Annotated in this window: 12 protein-coding genes; 10 read left to right on the top strand and 2 right to left on the bottom strand. The window is 29.7% G+C overall.

Going from position 1 to position 15445, the window contains the following annotated elements; translation table 11 throughout:
* Positions 1 to 167 precede the first annotated feature (167 nt).
* The 6 genes from B5X81_RS04335 (at position 168) to B5X81_RS04360 (ending at position 8866) form a co-directional block, all read left to right on the top strand.
* The gene (locus tag B5X81_RS04335; RefSeq protein ID WP_170917273.1) at positions 168 to 2195 is read left to right on the top strand and encodes a sigma 54-interacting transcriptional regulator; all 2028 of its coding nucleotides are present in this window, start codon (positions 168 to 170) and stop codon (positions 2193 to 2195) included.
* Positions 2196 to 2485: 290 nt separating this feature from the next.
* The gene (locus B5X81_RS04340; RefSeq protein ID WP_079489675.1) at positions 2486 to 3643 is read left to right on the top strand and encodes a M20 metallopeptidase family protein; all 1158 of its coding nucleotides are present in this window, start codon (positions 2486 to 2488) and stop codon (positions 3641 to 3643) included.
* Between the two features lie 31 nt (positions 3644 to 3674).
* Complete coding sequence (locus B5X81_RS04345; RefSeq protein WP_079489676.1) at positions 3675 to 5111, top strand: YfcC family protein; 1437 nt, start codon at positions 3675 to 3677, stop codon at positions 5109 to 5111.
* A 268-nt stretch (positions 5112 to 5379) separates the two neighbouring features.
* Positions 5380 to 6453: an NAD(P)-binding protein gene (locus B5X81_RS04350; RefSeq protein ID WP_079489678.1), complete on the top strand. Its 1074-nt coding sequence runs from the start codon at positions 5380 to 5382 to the stop codon at positions 6451 to 6453.
* 443 nt (positions 6454 to 6896) lie between these two features.
* Positions 6897 to 7733, top strand: a complete 837-nt coding sequence (locus B5X81_RS28340; RefSeq protein WP_079489679.1) for a methyl-accepting chemotaxis protein — start codon at positions 6897 to 6899, stop codon at positions 7731 to 7733.
* 224 nt (positions 7734 to 7957) lie between these two features.
* Positions 7958 to 8866 carry an SMR family transporter gene (locus tag B5X81_RS04360; protein ID WP_170917274.1) on the top strand — a complete coding sequence of 303 codons (909 nt, stop codon included), beginning with the start codon at positions 7958 to 7960 and terminating at the stop codon, positions 8864 to 8866.
* 154 nt (positions 8867 to 9020) lie between these two features.
* On the opposite strand, the gene B5X81_RS04365 is transcribed toward B5X81_RS04360, so the two are convergent.
* Positions 9021 to 9749 carry a YetF domain-containing protein gene (locus B5X81_RS04365; protein WP_079489682.1) on the bottom strand — a complete coding sequence of 243 codons (729 nt, stop codon included), beginning with the start codon at positions 9747 to 9749 and terminating at the stop codon, positions 9021 to 9023.
* Positions 9750 to 10211: 462 nt separating this feature from the next.
* Here B5X81_RS04365 and B5X81_RS04370 point away from each other — a divergent pair, with 462 nt between their 5' ends.
* The 4 genes from B5X81_RS04370 (at position 10212) to B5X81_RS04385 (ending at position 14217) form a co-directional block, all read left to right on the top strand.
* On the top strand, positions 10212 to 11417 hold the full coding sequence (locus tag B5X81_RS04370; protein ID WP_170917275.1) for an MFS transporter: 1206 nt from the start codon (positions 10212 to 10214) through the stop codon (positions 11415 to 11417).
* Positions 11418 to 11714: 297 nt separating this feature from the next.
* Positions 11715 to 12770 carry a M42 family metallopeptidase gene (locus tag B5X81_RS04375; RefSeq protein ID WP_079489685.1) on the top strand — a complete coding sequence of 352 codons (1056 nt, stop codon included), beginning with the start codon at positions 11715 to 11717 and terminating at the stop codon, positions 12768 to 12770.
* A gap of 239 nt (positions 12771 to 13009) precedes the next feature.
* The gene (locus B5X81_RS04380) at positions 13010 to 13783 is read left to right on the top strand and encodes a threonine/serine exporter family protein (RefSeq protein ID WP_079489687.1); all 774 of its coding nucleotides are present in this window, start codon (positions 13010 to 13012) and stop codon (positions 13781 to 13783) included.
* The gene (locus B5X81_RS04385; RefSeq protein ID WP_170917276.1) at positions 13783 to 14217 is read left to right on the top strand and encodes a threonine/serine exporter family protein; all 435 of its coding nucleotides are present in this window, start codon (positions 13783 to 13785) and stop codon (positions 14215 to 14217) included. The genes B5X81_RS04380 and B5X81_RS04385 overlap by 1 nt, the downstream gene beginning before the upstream one ends.
* Before the next feature lie 153 nt (positions 14218 to 14370).
* On the opposite strand, the gene B5X81_RS04390 is transcribed toward B5X81_RS04385, so the two are convergent.
* Entirely contained in the window at positions 14371 to 15318 is a 948-nt protein-coding gene (locus tag B5X81_RS04390) for a stalk domain-containing protein (RefSeq protein WP_079489690.1), read from the bottom strand.
* Positions 15319 to 15445: the final 127 nt, after the last annotated feature.

The following is a 15445-nucleotide window of genomic DNA, read 5'->3' on the forward strand; positions in this document are numbered from 1 at the left end:
ATATTTTTTTATAAAGGAGATAAGAAGTTTAATAGAGAATAATTTAATAAGGTATAAAGTTTTATATCTTTATTAAATTAACCTGTTGTGCTAGCAAATTCAATATTAAAAGCCGCGATATAGGAACTATCACAACGAGTTAAATTAAAATATTGATGGTGATATTAATGAAAAAAATAATAATAGCTGCAATTGCTAGGGAACCCTTATTTGAGTATAAAAGCCAGTTAAAGGACTTTTTTGGAGATTCAATTTATATTGAAGACTATTCACTAGAACAGCCCGATAAAAAAATAGATGGCGATTTAGTCATAGTTCTTACCCCTACATTAAAAGCAATTGCTTATAATGTACTTAAAAATGGAAAAACTCCTGTAATTTGTATTCAAACTGTTCCTACAAAAAAGCAAGTAGAAATAATAAATAATATACCTGATAATTCTAAGGTTCTAATAATTTCTGCATTTAGATTTTACGCCAAAGAGATTATTGAAGTTTTAAATAGACTTTCAAAAGAAAGTTTAAATTTTATTCCATATTATTTAGACATTAGAGATAAGACTATAGAAAACATTGATTTAAGTGTTTATGTTGGCGATGAGTCATTAAGACCTTCTTTTGCAAAGAATTATATAAATATTGGATGGAAAAAAATTCATCCTCAATCCTTTAAAGAAATAATTAATATTCTTTTTCCAAAGAATTCAAATTTTATCAGAAAACTTAATACATATGAAAAATCTGTTGCTAATATAGAATTTTCTGAACTAGTGGCTATTAAGCTAAAAAATGAATCGAGAATTGAAGTAAGCGGTATTATTGATTGTATGAAAGAAGGCGTGATTATACTAGATGAAATGGATAGAATTGTTGATTATAATAATTTAATAAGTAAATATTTTAATATTGAAAAGTATGTATATGAAAACTATAGTATTTATGAAATTCCATATTTAAAGGATATAGCAGATAGCTTGAAAAGTATTAATAATAATATTGAGATAGATTATTACTTTAAAGATATCAATAAAGCTTTTAAAATAAGCAAGGAAATTTTAAGATTTCAAAGTATAGGATTTAGAAAAATTATTAGGGTTAATTACAATGAATTTAATAAAAGAAGGCCAGAAAATAATAAGCCTAAGTATAAATTTGAAGATATTCATTATAAGAGCAAGGAAATGGGAGAATGTGTTGATATAGCAAAGAAAATTTCTAAGATAGATAGTCCTATTTTAATTGTTGGTGAAACGGGGACAGGAAAGGAATTGTTGTCCCATGCTATTCACAACCATTCCCATAGAAAGAAAAATTTATTTTTTGCAGTGAATTGTACAGCTTTTCAAGACAGCCTATTGGAAAGTGAACTCTTTGGATATGAACCAGGTTCCTTTACAGGAGCTTTAAGTACAGGGAAAAAAGGTATATTTGAAATTGCAAATGGAGGAACTGTTTTTTTAGATGAAATAGGAGATGCTCCAATGAATATACAGTCTAAGCTTCTTAGAGTTCTTCAGGAAAAGGAAATAAGAAGGATTGGAGGAAATGAAAGCATTCCTATTAATGTAAGAATAGTATCTGCTACTAATAAAAATCTGAAGGAATATATGGATAGGGGAATGTTTAGGAAAGATCTTTATTATAGATTGAATACATATATTTTGAATATTCCTCCCCTTAGGGAAAGAAGAGAAGATATAAGATTATTGATTATGTACTACCTGAATAATTTAGGATATAAATATAAGGTTATTGACAATAATCTTGTAAGATATATGATGAATTTGCCCTGGGAAGGTAATATTAGGGAATTAAAGAATTGTGTAGACTATTTAGGATATATGAGTGGAAGTAGAATAACAATAGATGACTTACCTAAACAATATAAAAATGATAATGGAAATAATATAAATTCAGATTTAAAAGTAAATAATGACAAAAGGGTATTTTATGGTTTATCAGAAAAAGAAGAGCATATATGTAAGTTTATTGTTAGAGCTTTAAGAAAAGAAAACATGGGAAGAAGAAAAATATATGATTTAGCATTGGAAAAAGGTATTCAAACTACAGAACATAAAATTAGGAAAATGATGAAGCTGTTGGAGGATGATGGATATGTACTAATTAAAAGGGGAAGAAAAGGTTGTATTTTAACAGATAAGGGAATTAGATTATATGAAAGGATTATATTATAAATTTACTTTTGGAAATTTATTTTTCCCAGACTTTTGAAATGATAATCATATATAAAACTGGACGAAAACGGGTGTAAAATGGAGAAAAAAACCATTTACACCCGTTTTGTTTTATTTGCATTCCGACGAAATAATCAGATGATATAGAATTTTTTTAAAATTTTCTATTCTTATAATGAGGTATATATATTACTTTGAGAAGAATTATTTTATGATTATTTATATTTTGTAATAATGATGGAATAGATTTTGCATTATTTAAAAGTATTAAATATTTAGGAGGAGATGATATGGTAAATGAAGTGGATAATATAAGAGAAGAAATAATTAGTATAAGAAGACAAATTCATATGTATCCTGAAGTTAGATTTGATTTGGATAGAACATATAATTTAGTTAAAACAAAGCTTAAGGAATATGGTGTAAGGATCAATGAAAATTATGGTAAAAGCAGTTTAGTAGGTATTATTGAAGGTAATGGTGATAAAGCCATTGCATTAAGGGCTGATATGGATGCTTTGGATCTACATGAAGAAAACGATATCAGCTATAAATCAAAAATTCCTGGTAAAATGCATGGCTGTGGACATGATGGCCATACTGCAATGCTTTTAGGAGCAGCTAAAATATTGGCTCAAAATAAAGAAAGAATAAATGGAAGAGTAAAGCTTATATTTCAAGCATCAGAGGAAGGTCCTTATAGTGGTGCAAAATACATGGTTGAGGATGGAGTAGTTGATGATGTTGATGCAATATTTGGGATACATATAAGTACTGAGATACCTACAGGAAAAGTAGAAATAAATAATGAGAGGAATATGGCTTCATCAAATGTATTTGAAATAGAACTAATTGGAAGGGGAGGACATGCTGGCTCTCCTCATAAGGCTGTTGATGCGATATCTATGGCTTCTAGATTAGTAGGAGAAATACAATATTTAATAAGTAGAGGCATAGATCCTTTAGAACCATTTGTTATATCAGTAGGAACATTAAATTCTGGACATTCTAGTAATGTTATTCCAGAAAAAGCTACTCTTACTGGGACGATTCGTTCCTTTTCAAAGGAATTAACAGATGATGTAATTAAAAGACTGGAAAATATAACAAAGCAAATAACCAAAACTTCAGGAGGCAATTATAAGTTTAATATTATACCTGGATTACCGGCATTAATAAATGATAAGGAAAAAGTAAAAATTTCTGCAAGGGCATGTGAAAAAATAGTGGAAAGTAAAAATGTTCTAATTACAGATTTACCCAGTATGGGATCGGAGGATTTTGCCTATTATGCTCAAAAAGTTCCGGCCTCTTTTATATTTTTAGGTGCAAGAAATGAAGAAAAAAATCTTATGAATTTTATACACAATCCTAAATTTAATTTTGATGAAGAGGCTTTAGTGCTGGGAAGTAAAATTTTTATACAGCATGTTTTAGATTTTTTATAAAAACTTTTACTATTCTCAAGGAGGGAATACAATGAGTACTGATGCTGAAGTGACAAATAATAAAAAAGTGAAAACAAAAAGAGAATTTCCACATGTATTGGTTTTATTGATTATTATGATTATTATATCAACTATCTTTACATATATAATTCCCGCTGGGCAATATGAAAGGGTTTTAAACGAAGCAACTGGTAGGACTGTAATCGATCCTAACTCTTTCACCTATATTGAAAACACTCCCGTAGGGTTATTTGAAATGCTCGTCAGTATAGAAGAAGGGCTAATTGCAGCTGCATCAATAACATTTATGATATTCATGGCATTTGCTTCCCTTTATGTAATAGAAACTACTGGAGCCATTGATGCAAGTATAGTTAGCATGACAAAAAGAATAGAAAAAAATCCTAAATCTGCTAATATCATGATAGCAATAATCATGACAATTATATCATTTTGGGCTTCCACAGGAACACTATCCTATGAAGAAATACTGGCATTTATACCTGTTTTTATAACTTTATCTCTAGCGCTAGGGTATGATGCATTAGTGGGTATAGGAATGTCCTTTGTTTCAGTAGGAATAGGATTTGCCGCAGCCACAATAAACCCCTTTACCATAGGAGTTGCCCAGGGAATTGCAGAACTTCCTATGTTTTCTGGAATTGGTTTAAGATTAACAGTTCTTTTCATAATGAATATAATAACAATATTTTATGTTTTAAGATATGCCAATAAGGTAAAAAAAGATCCATTAAAAAGTTTAATATATGATTGTGATTTTTCTGATTTTAAAATAAAAGGTGACAGACTTAAAACCGAATTTACTACAATGAGAAAGCTTACATTATTAGCCCTTGTAGTAGGTATTGGAATAATGGCTTATGGACTGATTAATCTGGGGTGGTATATAAATGAAGTGGCAGCAATATTCTTTGGCATAACAATAGCTGTAGGATTAATAAATAGATGGAGATTTAATGAACTAGCAAATAGGTTTGTAGCAGGCTTGTCTAAGGGGGTACTTTCAGCCTTGGTGGTTGGGTTTGCCCGTGGGGTACTGGTAGTACTTAACAAAGGTAACATAGTAGATACCATAGTTTATGGTGCTACACAGATTTTACAGCAATTAAATCTTTATTTAAGCGGCATAGGTATGCTTATATTCCAGACTATACTTAATTTTTTAATTCCATCAGGAAGCGGTCAAGCGGCTGTTTCAATGCCTATAATGACGCCACTTGCAGACCTTATTGGAATGAAAAGACAAATAGCAGTACTGATATTTCAATTTGGAGATGGATTCTCTAATCTGATATGGCCAACAGGATTTTTACTAATTGCGTGTTCAATAGGAAAGATTCCTCTCAATAAGTATTATAAATGGTTTTTGCCACTATTTGGTTTGCTTTTCATAATACAGATTTGTATTATATTCTTTGCAATTTCAATTGGCTACGGTCCATTTTAATTTAAACTATCAATAAAAAAGATTTACAGTAGGTTTTTCTACCGTAAATCTTTTTTTATTGATCTTATTGTTAAACCATAGGAAAAAATGGATGAGAAATCCTTTGTAAATATTGAAAGCACACATGCTTAAATTAAAGGAAATATTTTTATAAAAGATAGGGGATAGTATATATTAATTATTATTAAATTAAAAATGAGCCGAATAAAAGGTATTCAATAATTTTTAGAAAAGCTAAGTTGGATATATATGAAAGGAATGTCATAATATGAAAATAGCTATTATAGGGGCAGGTTTAGCAGGTCTATCCTGTGCCTATGAATGTGAAAGATTAGGAATATATCCAGATGTTTATGAAAGAGATAGGACTGTTGGATGGATTTGGCCTTCTGTTATCTTTTGGCCTTCTGTTTTTTATAGAGAACAAGGAGATATAGTAGAATATTTAAGGGAAAAATTCAATATTAATATTAGTCCTTCTAATATAGTAAAGAACTTTGTAATGAAATCTCCTAATAAGGAAGTTAAAGTAAACGGAGAATTAGGTTATTTTCTTATAAGGGGAAAACGGGTTGATTCTGTTGAGTCACAACTTTTACAAAAACTGAATAGAACAAGGATTCAGTATAATGTATCTGCCGATTATAAAGAGCTTTCAAAAAGATATGATTATGTTGTAGTTTGTAGTGGAAAAATAAAGGAAGCCATGGAACTAGGTGTTTGGAAACCTATTGATAATGTAGTTATGATAGGAGGAGTAGTATTAGGAAATTTTAATTCAGATTCATCAACGGTTTATTTCAATACAGAATATGCAGGTAGTGGCTATGGTAGAGTAACGCCATTTAGTCCATCTCAAGCTGTAGTGGGACTTTACATAGTAGGGGAAAAAGCAAAGAATGAATTTAATACAGAAAGATTATTTCATAAGTTTCTACATCATGAAAAATTAAATAATGTAGAATTTATATATAAAATTATCCCCCCTAGATTTCCCCTTGGAAAAGTTAAGAAAGTACAAGTGGAAAATGTACTTTTTGCTGGCAGGGCAGCTGGTTTAACCGACAGAGTTATTGGAGTAGGGGCTCCTGAGGCTATAATTAGTGGGCTTTTAGCTGCAAGGGCCATTATATGCGGAGAAAGCTATAGTAAGATGATAAAACCATTACAAAGACATATTGAAAATATATGTTCATTTAGAAAAAAGATGAATCAATTATCAAATGATGATTTCGATAGGTTGTTATCATTGATTGATAGACCTATAGTAAAAAGAGCATTATATAATTCTAAAATAAATTTTGTTGATATAGTAGGTAGTATTTTTAAAAATATTTATTAAGAGAATTATATATTATATATATTCCTACTAACTTAGCTCGTTGTGCTAGTTCTTATATCGGGAGTTTTAATATTTTCTTTTCGTTCATGCTATAAACCTGTTTTTATATATGATTTTTAAGGTGAAAACAGGTTTATAAAAATCACTCAAATGAAATATTAAAACTCCTTAGTTTATATTTTAGAGCAGAAAATTTGATTTACTAGCACAACAGGTTAACTTATCAATTAGACCTTTATATTATTATATTATGATTGATATGAGATAGTATTTTAATACGTGTAAAAGTACTTGTCAATTGTATTGCTAAAATAGAAATAATATGAAAAATGTGATATAATTGTTAAAACACAAGGGAAAAATTACATAATTTTACAAAAAGAGATTAAATATTAAAATTTAACTATATGCTGCTTGATTGATGTTGAAAGGAGGATATATTCATGGATAATAATAGAAATTCTGATGAAATATTAAATTTTTTAAGGAAGTTTGTACCAGATATACAAAAGATATTTGATGATGACATTGTTGTTGCTTTGACTGATAAGGAAAAGTACATAGAATATGCTTCAAATGAAAATGTTTCACTTGGAATTAATGAAGGATCACAAATACGAGAGGGGAGCGCTATAGATACTGCCCTAAAACAAAGAGTTCCTGTATCTAAATTTGTTCCTAAAGAGGTTTTTGGAATACCAATAAGAGCTGTGGGAGTTCCTATAAAAGATGAAAGTGGAAATATAATAGGTGGATTGAGTTCTGCAAAGAGTTTAAAAAGACAAATGGATATGAATGAAATAGCTGAAAATTTATCTTCCGCTTTGCAGCAGGTTTCTTCTGGGATACAAGAAATTTCTAAAGGGGTACAAGAAGTCGTTGAATCAAATTCTAAAATTTTAGAAAATATTACAGAGACAAGTAACGAAACAAAAAGAACTGATGAAATTATTAGATTTATTAATAATATAGCTAGAGAAACAAATTTATTGGGTTTAAATGCAGCTATTGAAGCTGCTCGTGCCGGTGAAAGTGGAAGAGGATTTGCAGTAGTTGCTGAAGAGATTCGTAAATTGTCTGTTTCCAGTAGTACATCAATTAATGAAATTAATGAAATACTTAAGCAAATAAGAAATTCTGTTGAATATATTGAGAAAAGTATTATGGAAACAGATAATGTTTTTCAGGGACAAGCTGCGGCACTTGAGGAAATTACTGCATCTATACAAGAACTAAATTCAACTGCATTTATGCTTGAAGAGATGTCAAAGAAGTTATAATATTAAATATAAACTACTATATTATGGGGATTGAACCTAATGGCACATAAATTTTAGTGTGGTTAAGGGCCAATCTCCATATTATCTAAAGGCAAATTCGAATTATATAATCATTTCAATTAATTTCAGGATAATATTTGGAGATTTAATTTTATAGTTAGAATTATGAAATTATATAGTATAATTATTGTTGGAATAGAATGAATTTAATGGGGATGAGCAAAATGATATTTTTAATACTAGCTATTATATCTAGTGGGATGATAGCTGTTATATTTAAGTTTTCAGAAGAAAAGCAGCCTAATAGATTAGCAATTACTACTTTTAACTATATAAATGCCTGTATAATAAGTTTTTTTATGCTTTCTAATAAAAAGATTTTAGACCTAGGATGGTTTAACTCATTTAAAATAGAAGCTCAAGAAGTCTTTTTATTAAATGAAAGTATCTATTCAAATGAAGCTTCTGCTGCCTGGGCAGTTATTATAGGTAGTATTACAGGTATTATCTATTTTCTAAGTTTTTGGCTGTATCAATATAATGTAAAAAAGAATGGAGCGGCTCTTTCATCAACTTTTATGAAACTTGGGGTCTTAGTTCCAACTATTCTTTCAATTTTCATATTTAAAGAGATACCTACAAAATTACAAATTTTAGGATTGTTACTGGCAATAGCAGGTATGGTAATTATTAATCTTTCAATGGAGAAGGATATTATAAAGAGTATAAAAATTGATCTTTTTTTATTATTTATAATGGGAGGATTAGGAGATTTCAACTCGAAACTATATCAAAATTATGGACAAAATGAGCATAAGGAATTATTTGTTTTTTATATTTTTATTACGGCTTTGATTGTCAGTAGTATAACTCTTTTCATTAAAAATAGAAAGGTTAAATCTACAGATATAATAGCAGGGTTGCTGGTAGGAATTCCTAACCAGTTTACTGCTTATTTTTTGGTGAGATCTTTGAATTATGTAAAAGCATCTATAGCATTTCCTATTTTTAGCTCAGGTACAATATTATTTGTCAATATAATTAATATAATATATTTTAAGGAAAAGTTGAGTAAAAATCAGTATATCTCCATAGGGATTATTGCTATATCCTTAATATTTCTAAACATTTAAGATGATTTAAATAGATGAGGAAATTGAGCAATTCTAATATGGCAAAATTGCATAATATATATTGTATGTATTCAAAGATTTTAAAATAATATGTAGTAGTTAATTTTTAAAGAAGGCAATTATGCAATTTGCTCAGATAGTTTTAAAATATTATTTATACTTTTCTGTTATTTTCACTGATATCTATAGATAAATTTATATTATCGTCATATTTGTCAACGTACATTTTGCCGGTTTTATCTACTGTAGCATACATAACTTCTTCAATTTTATTAACACCAAACATTTTTAAATTATTGATCAAATCTTTTCCCGACAATTTTCTTTTTCTTAGATTTTCATAAATAATTTGACCTCCAATAATTAATTCGGTAGGAAGATCTTCGTTATTTGATATTATACCTAAATCTCCTAATGTTACATTTCTTTTATCTTGTCTTTTTATTACACTCAAATCTCCATTAGTTTCTAAAATACCATATTCAACTTCATCAGGAGAAAAGCAATTTTTCTGTCTTAAAAGCTCATTAAGCTCATCAATACTATATCTTGCTCTTTTTAAGTTTTTTTCCAATAGTTTACCATTCTGTACTACAATTATTGGTTCACCACCAACCAGTTTTCGAAAGCTTCTTTTCTTTAGAGAAATGTAAGATATAATACCAGTTAAAAGACCAAATAAAACAAGGCCAGTTAAATGCTGGTATGTTTTTTGATTTACATCTGTGGCAAGGGTTGCTGCAATAGATCCAAATGTTATACCATTAATATATTCATAAAGAGTTAACTCTGAAACCTGCTGTCTTCCCAATAATCTTGTTATAAATAGTATAGAAAAAAATGCCAGAAAGGTTTGTACAGCTATTTCAAGAAAAATTTTCATTATACATCATCCTTTTCTTATTTTCTTTAATATTATTTTGTTTCTATTAGAGAATACTATACATGAGGAAATATCATAATTTTAACTTGGCTAAGTTGCATAATATATATGGTATATCTTTGGAAAATTTTAAGCTATATGTAGTAGATGGTTTTTATAGAAGGTAATTATGCAATTTGCTCACTTAATAAAATAAAATTTTATTGGTAGGTGAATCAAATGAGTTTACTTTATGAAGCTTTATTTACAATTCTATTTATAATAGTAGGATTTATAGTAATTTATATTTTGCATAAAAAAGAGATTATATGAAAGGAAAAATGACAATTCAAATAGAAAGCAAAGAATAGACTACCTTTTTAGCATATGTAAAACTTAACTTAGGCTTTCATCTATGGTCAGTAATAATCAAATATGTTATTATTATTTAAGACAAATAATAATAGAAAAGGTAGGATCATTATGAAGCGTTGGAAATTAAACTTATATACACTTTGGGTTACCCAAATTATATCACTAACAAGTTTTGGACTAGGTCTTCCCTTTATGCCATTTTATATTCAGAAAATGGGAGTTACTGATCCGGATAAAATTAAGCTTTTCACAGGTATACTAAGTACTGCACCAGCTATAACCATGGCTATAATGTCTCCAATATGGGGTAAGCTGTCAGATCGCTTTGGAAGAAAGCTTATGATACTTAGAGCCATGGTGGCAGCTGTGATAGTTATTGGAGCCATGGGTTTTGCCACTAATGTTTGGCAGCTTGTAATACTGAGGGGGATTCAGGGATTATTTACTGGAACTGTTACTGCAGCCACAGCATTTGTTGCAGCAGATACACCTAAGAATAGACTGTCCTATGCCCTAGGGTTTATGTCTTCTTCTAACTTTATAGGATATGCCCTTGGACCGGTTTTAGGTGGAATATTTGCTGAAAGATTTGGTTATAGATTTAGCTTTTTTGCAGGATCAGTACTTATGTTTATAGGAGTTTTATTAACTTTATTTTTATTAGTTGAAGATAAATCTACTATAGGAATCAAAAAAGAAGAATTTTCACATAGTGATAATACAGTGAAACTCTTTACTCCTATGATTTTATCATTATTACTGGTTTTATTCTTACATCGTATTACCAGAACCGTTTTTTCACCCTACATACCGCTTTTTGTACAGGAAAGCTTAAATAGTACAAAGGGAGCATCTAAACTCACTGGGATAATTAATGGAACAGCTGGGGTAGCAACAGCATTATCTGGACTTACTATAAGTCGTTTAGGAGATAGATTAAATAAACTTAGATTAGCAACTGTATTGATTATAATAAGTTTTTCCATATCTTTAACCTTGAGATTAGCAAGTTCTTTGTATGTGTTCATTGCATTATATGGGATTATGTTTTTCTTTTTGGGAGGAATTGAGCCTATTGTCACATCAACAACTGCTGAGAATACACCATCGGAAAGAAGAGGAGAACTTTTTGGCTTCCAAGGGTTAGTTGGAAGTTTAGGTTGGATGGTTTCTCCTATGATTGGAGCCTATATATCTCTTAATTATAGTATTAGAAGTATTTTATCTCTATTACCTGTTTTAACACTTGGTATTGCAATTGTTTTGTTTAAATTAAATAGAACAAGGACTAGGTGTAATAGAAAGGCAGTCTAGAATAAAAAATATAAAACTTTTAATGAATTAAGGAAATTGCATAATTACCTTTTGCAAAAACTAACCTATTACATTATATCTAGTTTTAAAATCTCTAAAGGGACACTATGTATTATGCAATTATCTCAATTAATATTGGGGAATAAGTAAGTTAGATCATTAAATCTTTAAATTTGTTTCATTATATAAATATGTTTATTCTTACTTAACTTATGGTACTATATAATTATAAAATATTTGAGAAAATTGCATAAGAGAGTCATACAATTTTTTCAGTTGATTACTGGGGGTATACATATGAGAGAAGAATCAAAAAAGTTTTTGGAAAAATTATTATCAACACCATCACCATCGGGAGATGAAGCTAATATACAAAAAATATGGATGAACTATATAAAGAATTTTGCTGACAAGGTTGAAACCGATGCTGCCGGTAATGTTATAGCAGTTGTTAATCCGGAGAATACCTTTAAAATTATGTTAGCAGGCCATTGTGATGAAATAGCTTTTATGGTGAATTATATAGATGACGATGGATTTTTGTATCTTTCAAAGGCAGGAGGTATTAGTCCTAAACTGGCCCTTGGAATGAGAGTTAAGGTTTTAGGTGAAAGTGGAGCTGTTTCAGGAGTTATTGGAGTAAAGGCTGAGCATCAGGGGGGTTCTAAAGATGAGGTGAAAATAGAAGATATTTATGTGGATTGTGGTGCCGAGGATAGGGGAGATATGGAGCAATACGTAGGTATAGGTGATTATGTTATCTATGACCAAGACTATAAATATATTCTAAATGATAGATTAGTTGGAAGGGGATTGGATAATAGAACAGGAGCTTTTATTGTGGCAGAGGTTTTAAGAAGAATTGCAGATCAGAATGTAAATGTTGGTGTTTATGCAGTTAGTACTGTAAATGAAGAAACAAATATGGGTGGAGCATATTTTGCAGGAAGTAGTATACAGCCAACTATGGCAATAGCCTGTGATGTTTCCTTTGCAACAGATTATCCCGACATGGATAAAAAGAAGCATGGAAATGTTGCTTTAGGAAAAGGACCTATATTGTCCAAGGGAGCACCAATTAATAAAAAAATTAATCAATTGATGGTAAATACAGCAAAGAAAAATAATATTCCTATACAGTATGAATTGACGCCAAGATTGACAGGGACAGATGCAGATAAAATAAGATTAAGCGGTAAGGGAGTACCAACTGCTTTAGTATCCTTACCCCTTAGATATATGCATTCGCCTTCGGAAATTGTAAGCTTAAGTGACATGGAAAATGAAATAGAATTACTGGTTAAAACTATTTTGGCATTAAAAGGAGATGAAAGCTTAAAACCTGTTGAATAATTTGTTTTAACTGAATTGTATAATAGATATTATAAAGCCTTGGGATTTGAAAATAATATTCAGCAGTTAGTTTTTAAATAGGATAATTATGTAATTTGATCTTTAAAATAAAAAACTAATAGACTCCAGATACTATTAGTTTTTTATTTTTTAAAAAAGAGTTATAATTTCTTTTGTTTAGTGCTATAATCATTCTAGAGAATTAGATGGAATAATTTTTGTTGAAGGCAGGGCTAACAATGACATATAATGAGAAAAAAATAATCTTAAGAATAGCTCTTTATGCAGGAGAAATACTACTTAAAAATGGAGCAGAAACCTATAGAGCCGAAGATACTATAAATATAATATGCAAATCCAAGGATTTAAAACATGTAAATTCCTTTGTAACACCAACTGGTATATTTATCTCTGATGATAGATTAGATGGAATAAGCTTTATAAAAAGGATAAAAGACAGGACAATAGATTTGAGTAAGATTTCTGAAGTGAATAATTTTGCTAGGAAATTTGTGGCAGAGGATATGGATGAAGAAGAAGCTATAAAGGAGTTAAGAAGAATAGATGTAGAAAAAAAGTATAATAAATATGCTAGAACAATTTTTACAGGTTTAGCTTCAGCTTTTTTTTCTCTTTTGTTTGGAGGAGGAATAGCTGATTTTATATTTGCTTTTTTTATATCAATGATTGCTATAATTGTAAATTGGAAAATTGAAGCTTTAAGTAAAACAAGTTTTCTAGCAAACGCCACCAGTGGAGCATTAATATCATTTCTTGCCCTTGTTTCAAAAAATATAGGCCTTGGAAGTAGTATGGATATGATTATAGTAGGTTCTATTATGCCCCTTGTGCCGGGTGTTGCCCTTACCAATGGATTGAGGGATTTTATTGCGGGGGATTTGATTGCAGGTACATCTAGAGTGGCTGAGGCAATTTTGATTGCAATATCAATTGCTGTGGGAGTAGGTACTATACTTAAGCTTTGGATGTACATTTTTGGAGGTGTAATTTAGTGGCTTACTATAAGCATTTTATTTTTGCTATTTTATCTACAGTAGGGTTTTCAGTTTTATTTAATGTTCCTAAAAAATCTATTTTTTATGCAGGGCTAACAGGGGGAATTGGATGGACTCTATATATTTATGCAAAGGACTTAACAATGTCTTCAACATTTTCAGTGTTTTTAGCCTCCACATTTGTTGGAATCCTAGGAGAGGTATTTGCTAGGATAGACAAAAAACCTGTTACCACATTTGTCATTCCGGGAATTGTTCCACTTGTGCCTGGTTATACAATATATTTATCAATGATAAACCTTATAAATCAAGAATTTTATAGGGCTGTAGAATTTGGAACTGAAGCTGTATTTACCAGTGGAGCTATTTCTGTAGGAATAATTTTTGTAACTTCAGGTGCCAGGATAATTAAGGAAAAAAGAAAAAAATGAAGATTAATTATATGATGGATACAAATCTAAGGCTTGAAGATATTGATGATGATACAAGGCGCAGAAAGAGATTATTGTAGTTAAAATTAAACTGTACTCTAGGTTGTAATACTTTTAAAAGATTTACTACTTAGAATACAGTTCTATTTGTTTTTACCTATAAAAATCATGAGCCCCTATTCTTTTATAAAAAGTTTTATTTTTAACTATCCAATTATTGGTTGACTTTCTTGGATTTAAAAAATATAGACAACCAGAAATATTATTTTTCCCGTTAAGGACAAGTTTAGCTGCCTTGATACTTTCTGTTGATGGTGAATTATGAATAGCTCCGTTTTTTGCTGGAGTATACTGATATCCGTAATTGGTATCAAAAATTACTTCTTTGATAGTATTGGGGAAATTTGGACTATTTTTTCTGTTTATTATTACATTACCAACTGCTATTTTACCCTCAAGGGGTTGGGTAGTGGCTTCTGCATGTATTATTCTGGATAGCCAGTATAAATCCTCATCATAAGAATCTGTTGTATTTACTAAAACAGTTTTATTATCATTATCCCAAGCCACATTACAATCAAATGCTTCTGAAATAAATCGGATAGGCACATATGTTCGACCTTCATATACACTAATAGGAGCATCGAGCTTTACATCCTGGTCATTAATTTTAGCAATATTTGATCCCAAGGTTAATCTAATAGTTTTTTTATCTTGCACTAATATTGCTGTTTTACTAGAATCTTCCCATATAATACCATCTGCGTTTAGAGCATTGGCTATGGTGCGTATTGGAACAAAGGCACGATTGTTTTCTATGTAAGGATGCTGTTCGGGGTTAAGTTTCTCGTTGTTTACCTTTATAGTTATTGTTTTATTCATAGAAATAGGTTTTATTTTAACTAAACTACCTTCAGAAATTATATTATCTTTGTCTTGATTTAATTCCTTAAGAGTATCGATATTAACATTAAATTCATTTGATATATAAGAATAAGAATCTCCAGCTTTAGCAGTATGCATTACAAAGGATTCAGCATGGGAAATGGGACTAATTAAAAATGTGGAGGCAATAAGCATTGAGCATATAAATTTTTTCATAATTAATCACTCCTTAACACATTTACTGTATCATTTGGGATATATATTAATCAATACTAAATACTTGGATTAAATTCCTATATATTACAGAAAAAACGCTAAAAAAATTCCTTTGTTATATAAAGTC

Origin of the sequence: Maledivibacter halophilus (assembly GCF_900167445.1) — a bacterium.
Lineage (GTDB): Bacteria > Bacillota > Clostridia > Peptostreptococcales > Caminicellaceae > Maledivibacter > Maledivibacter halophilus.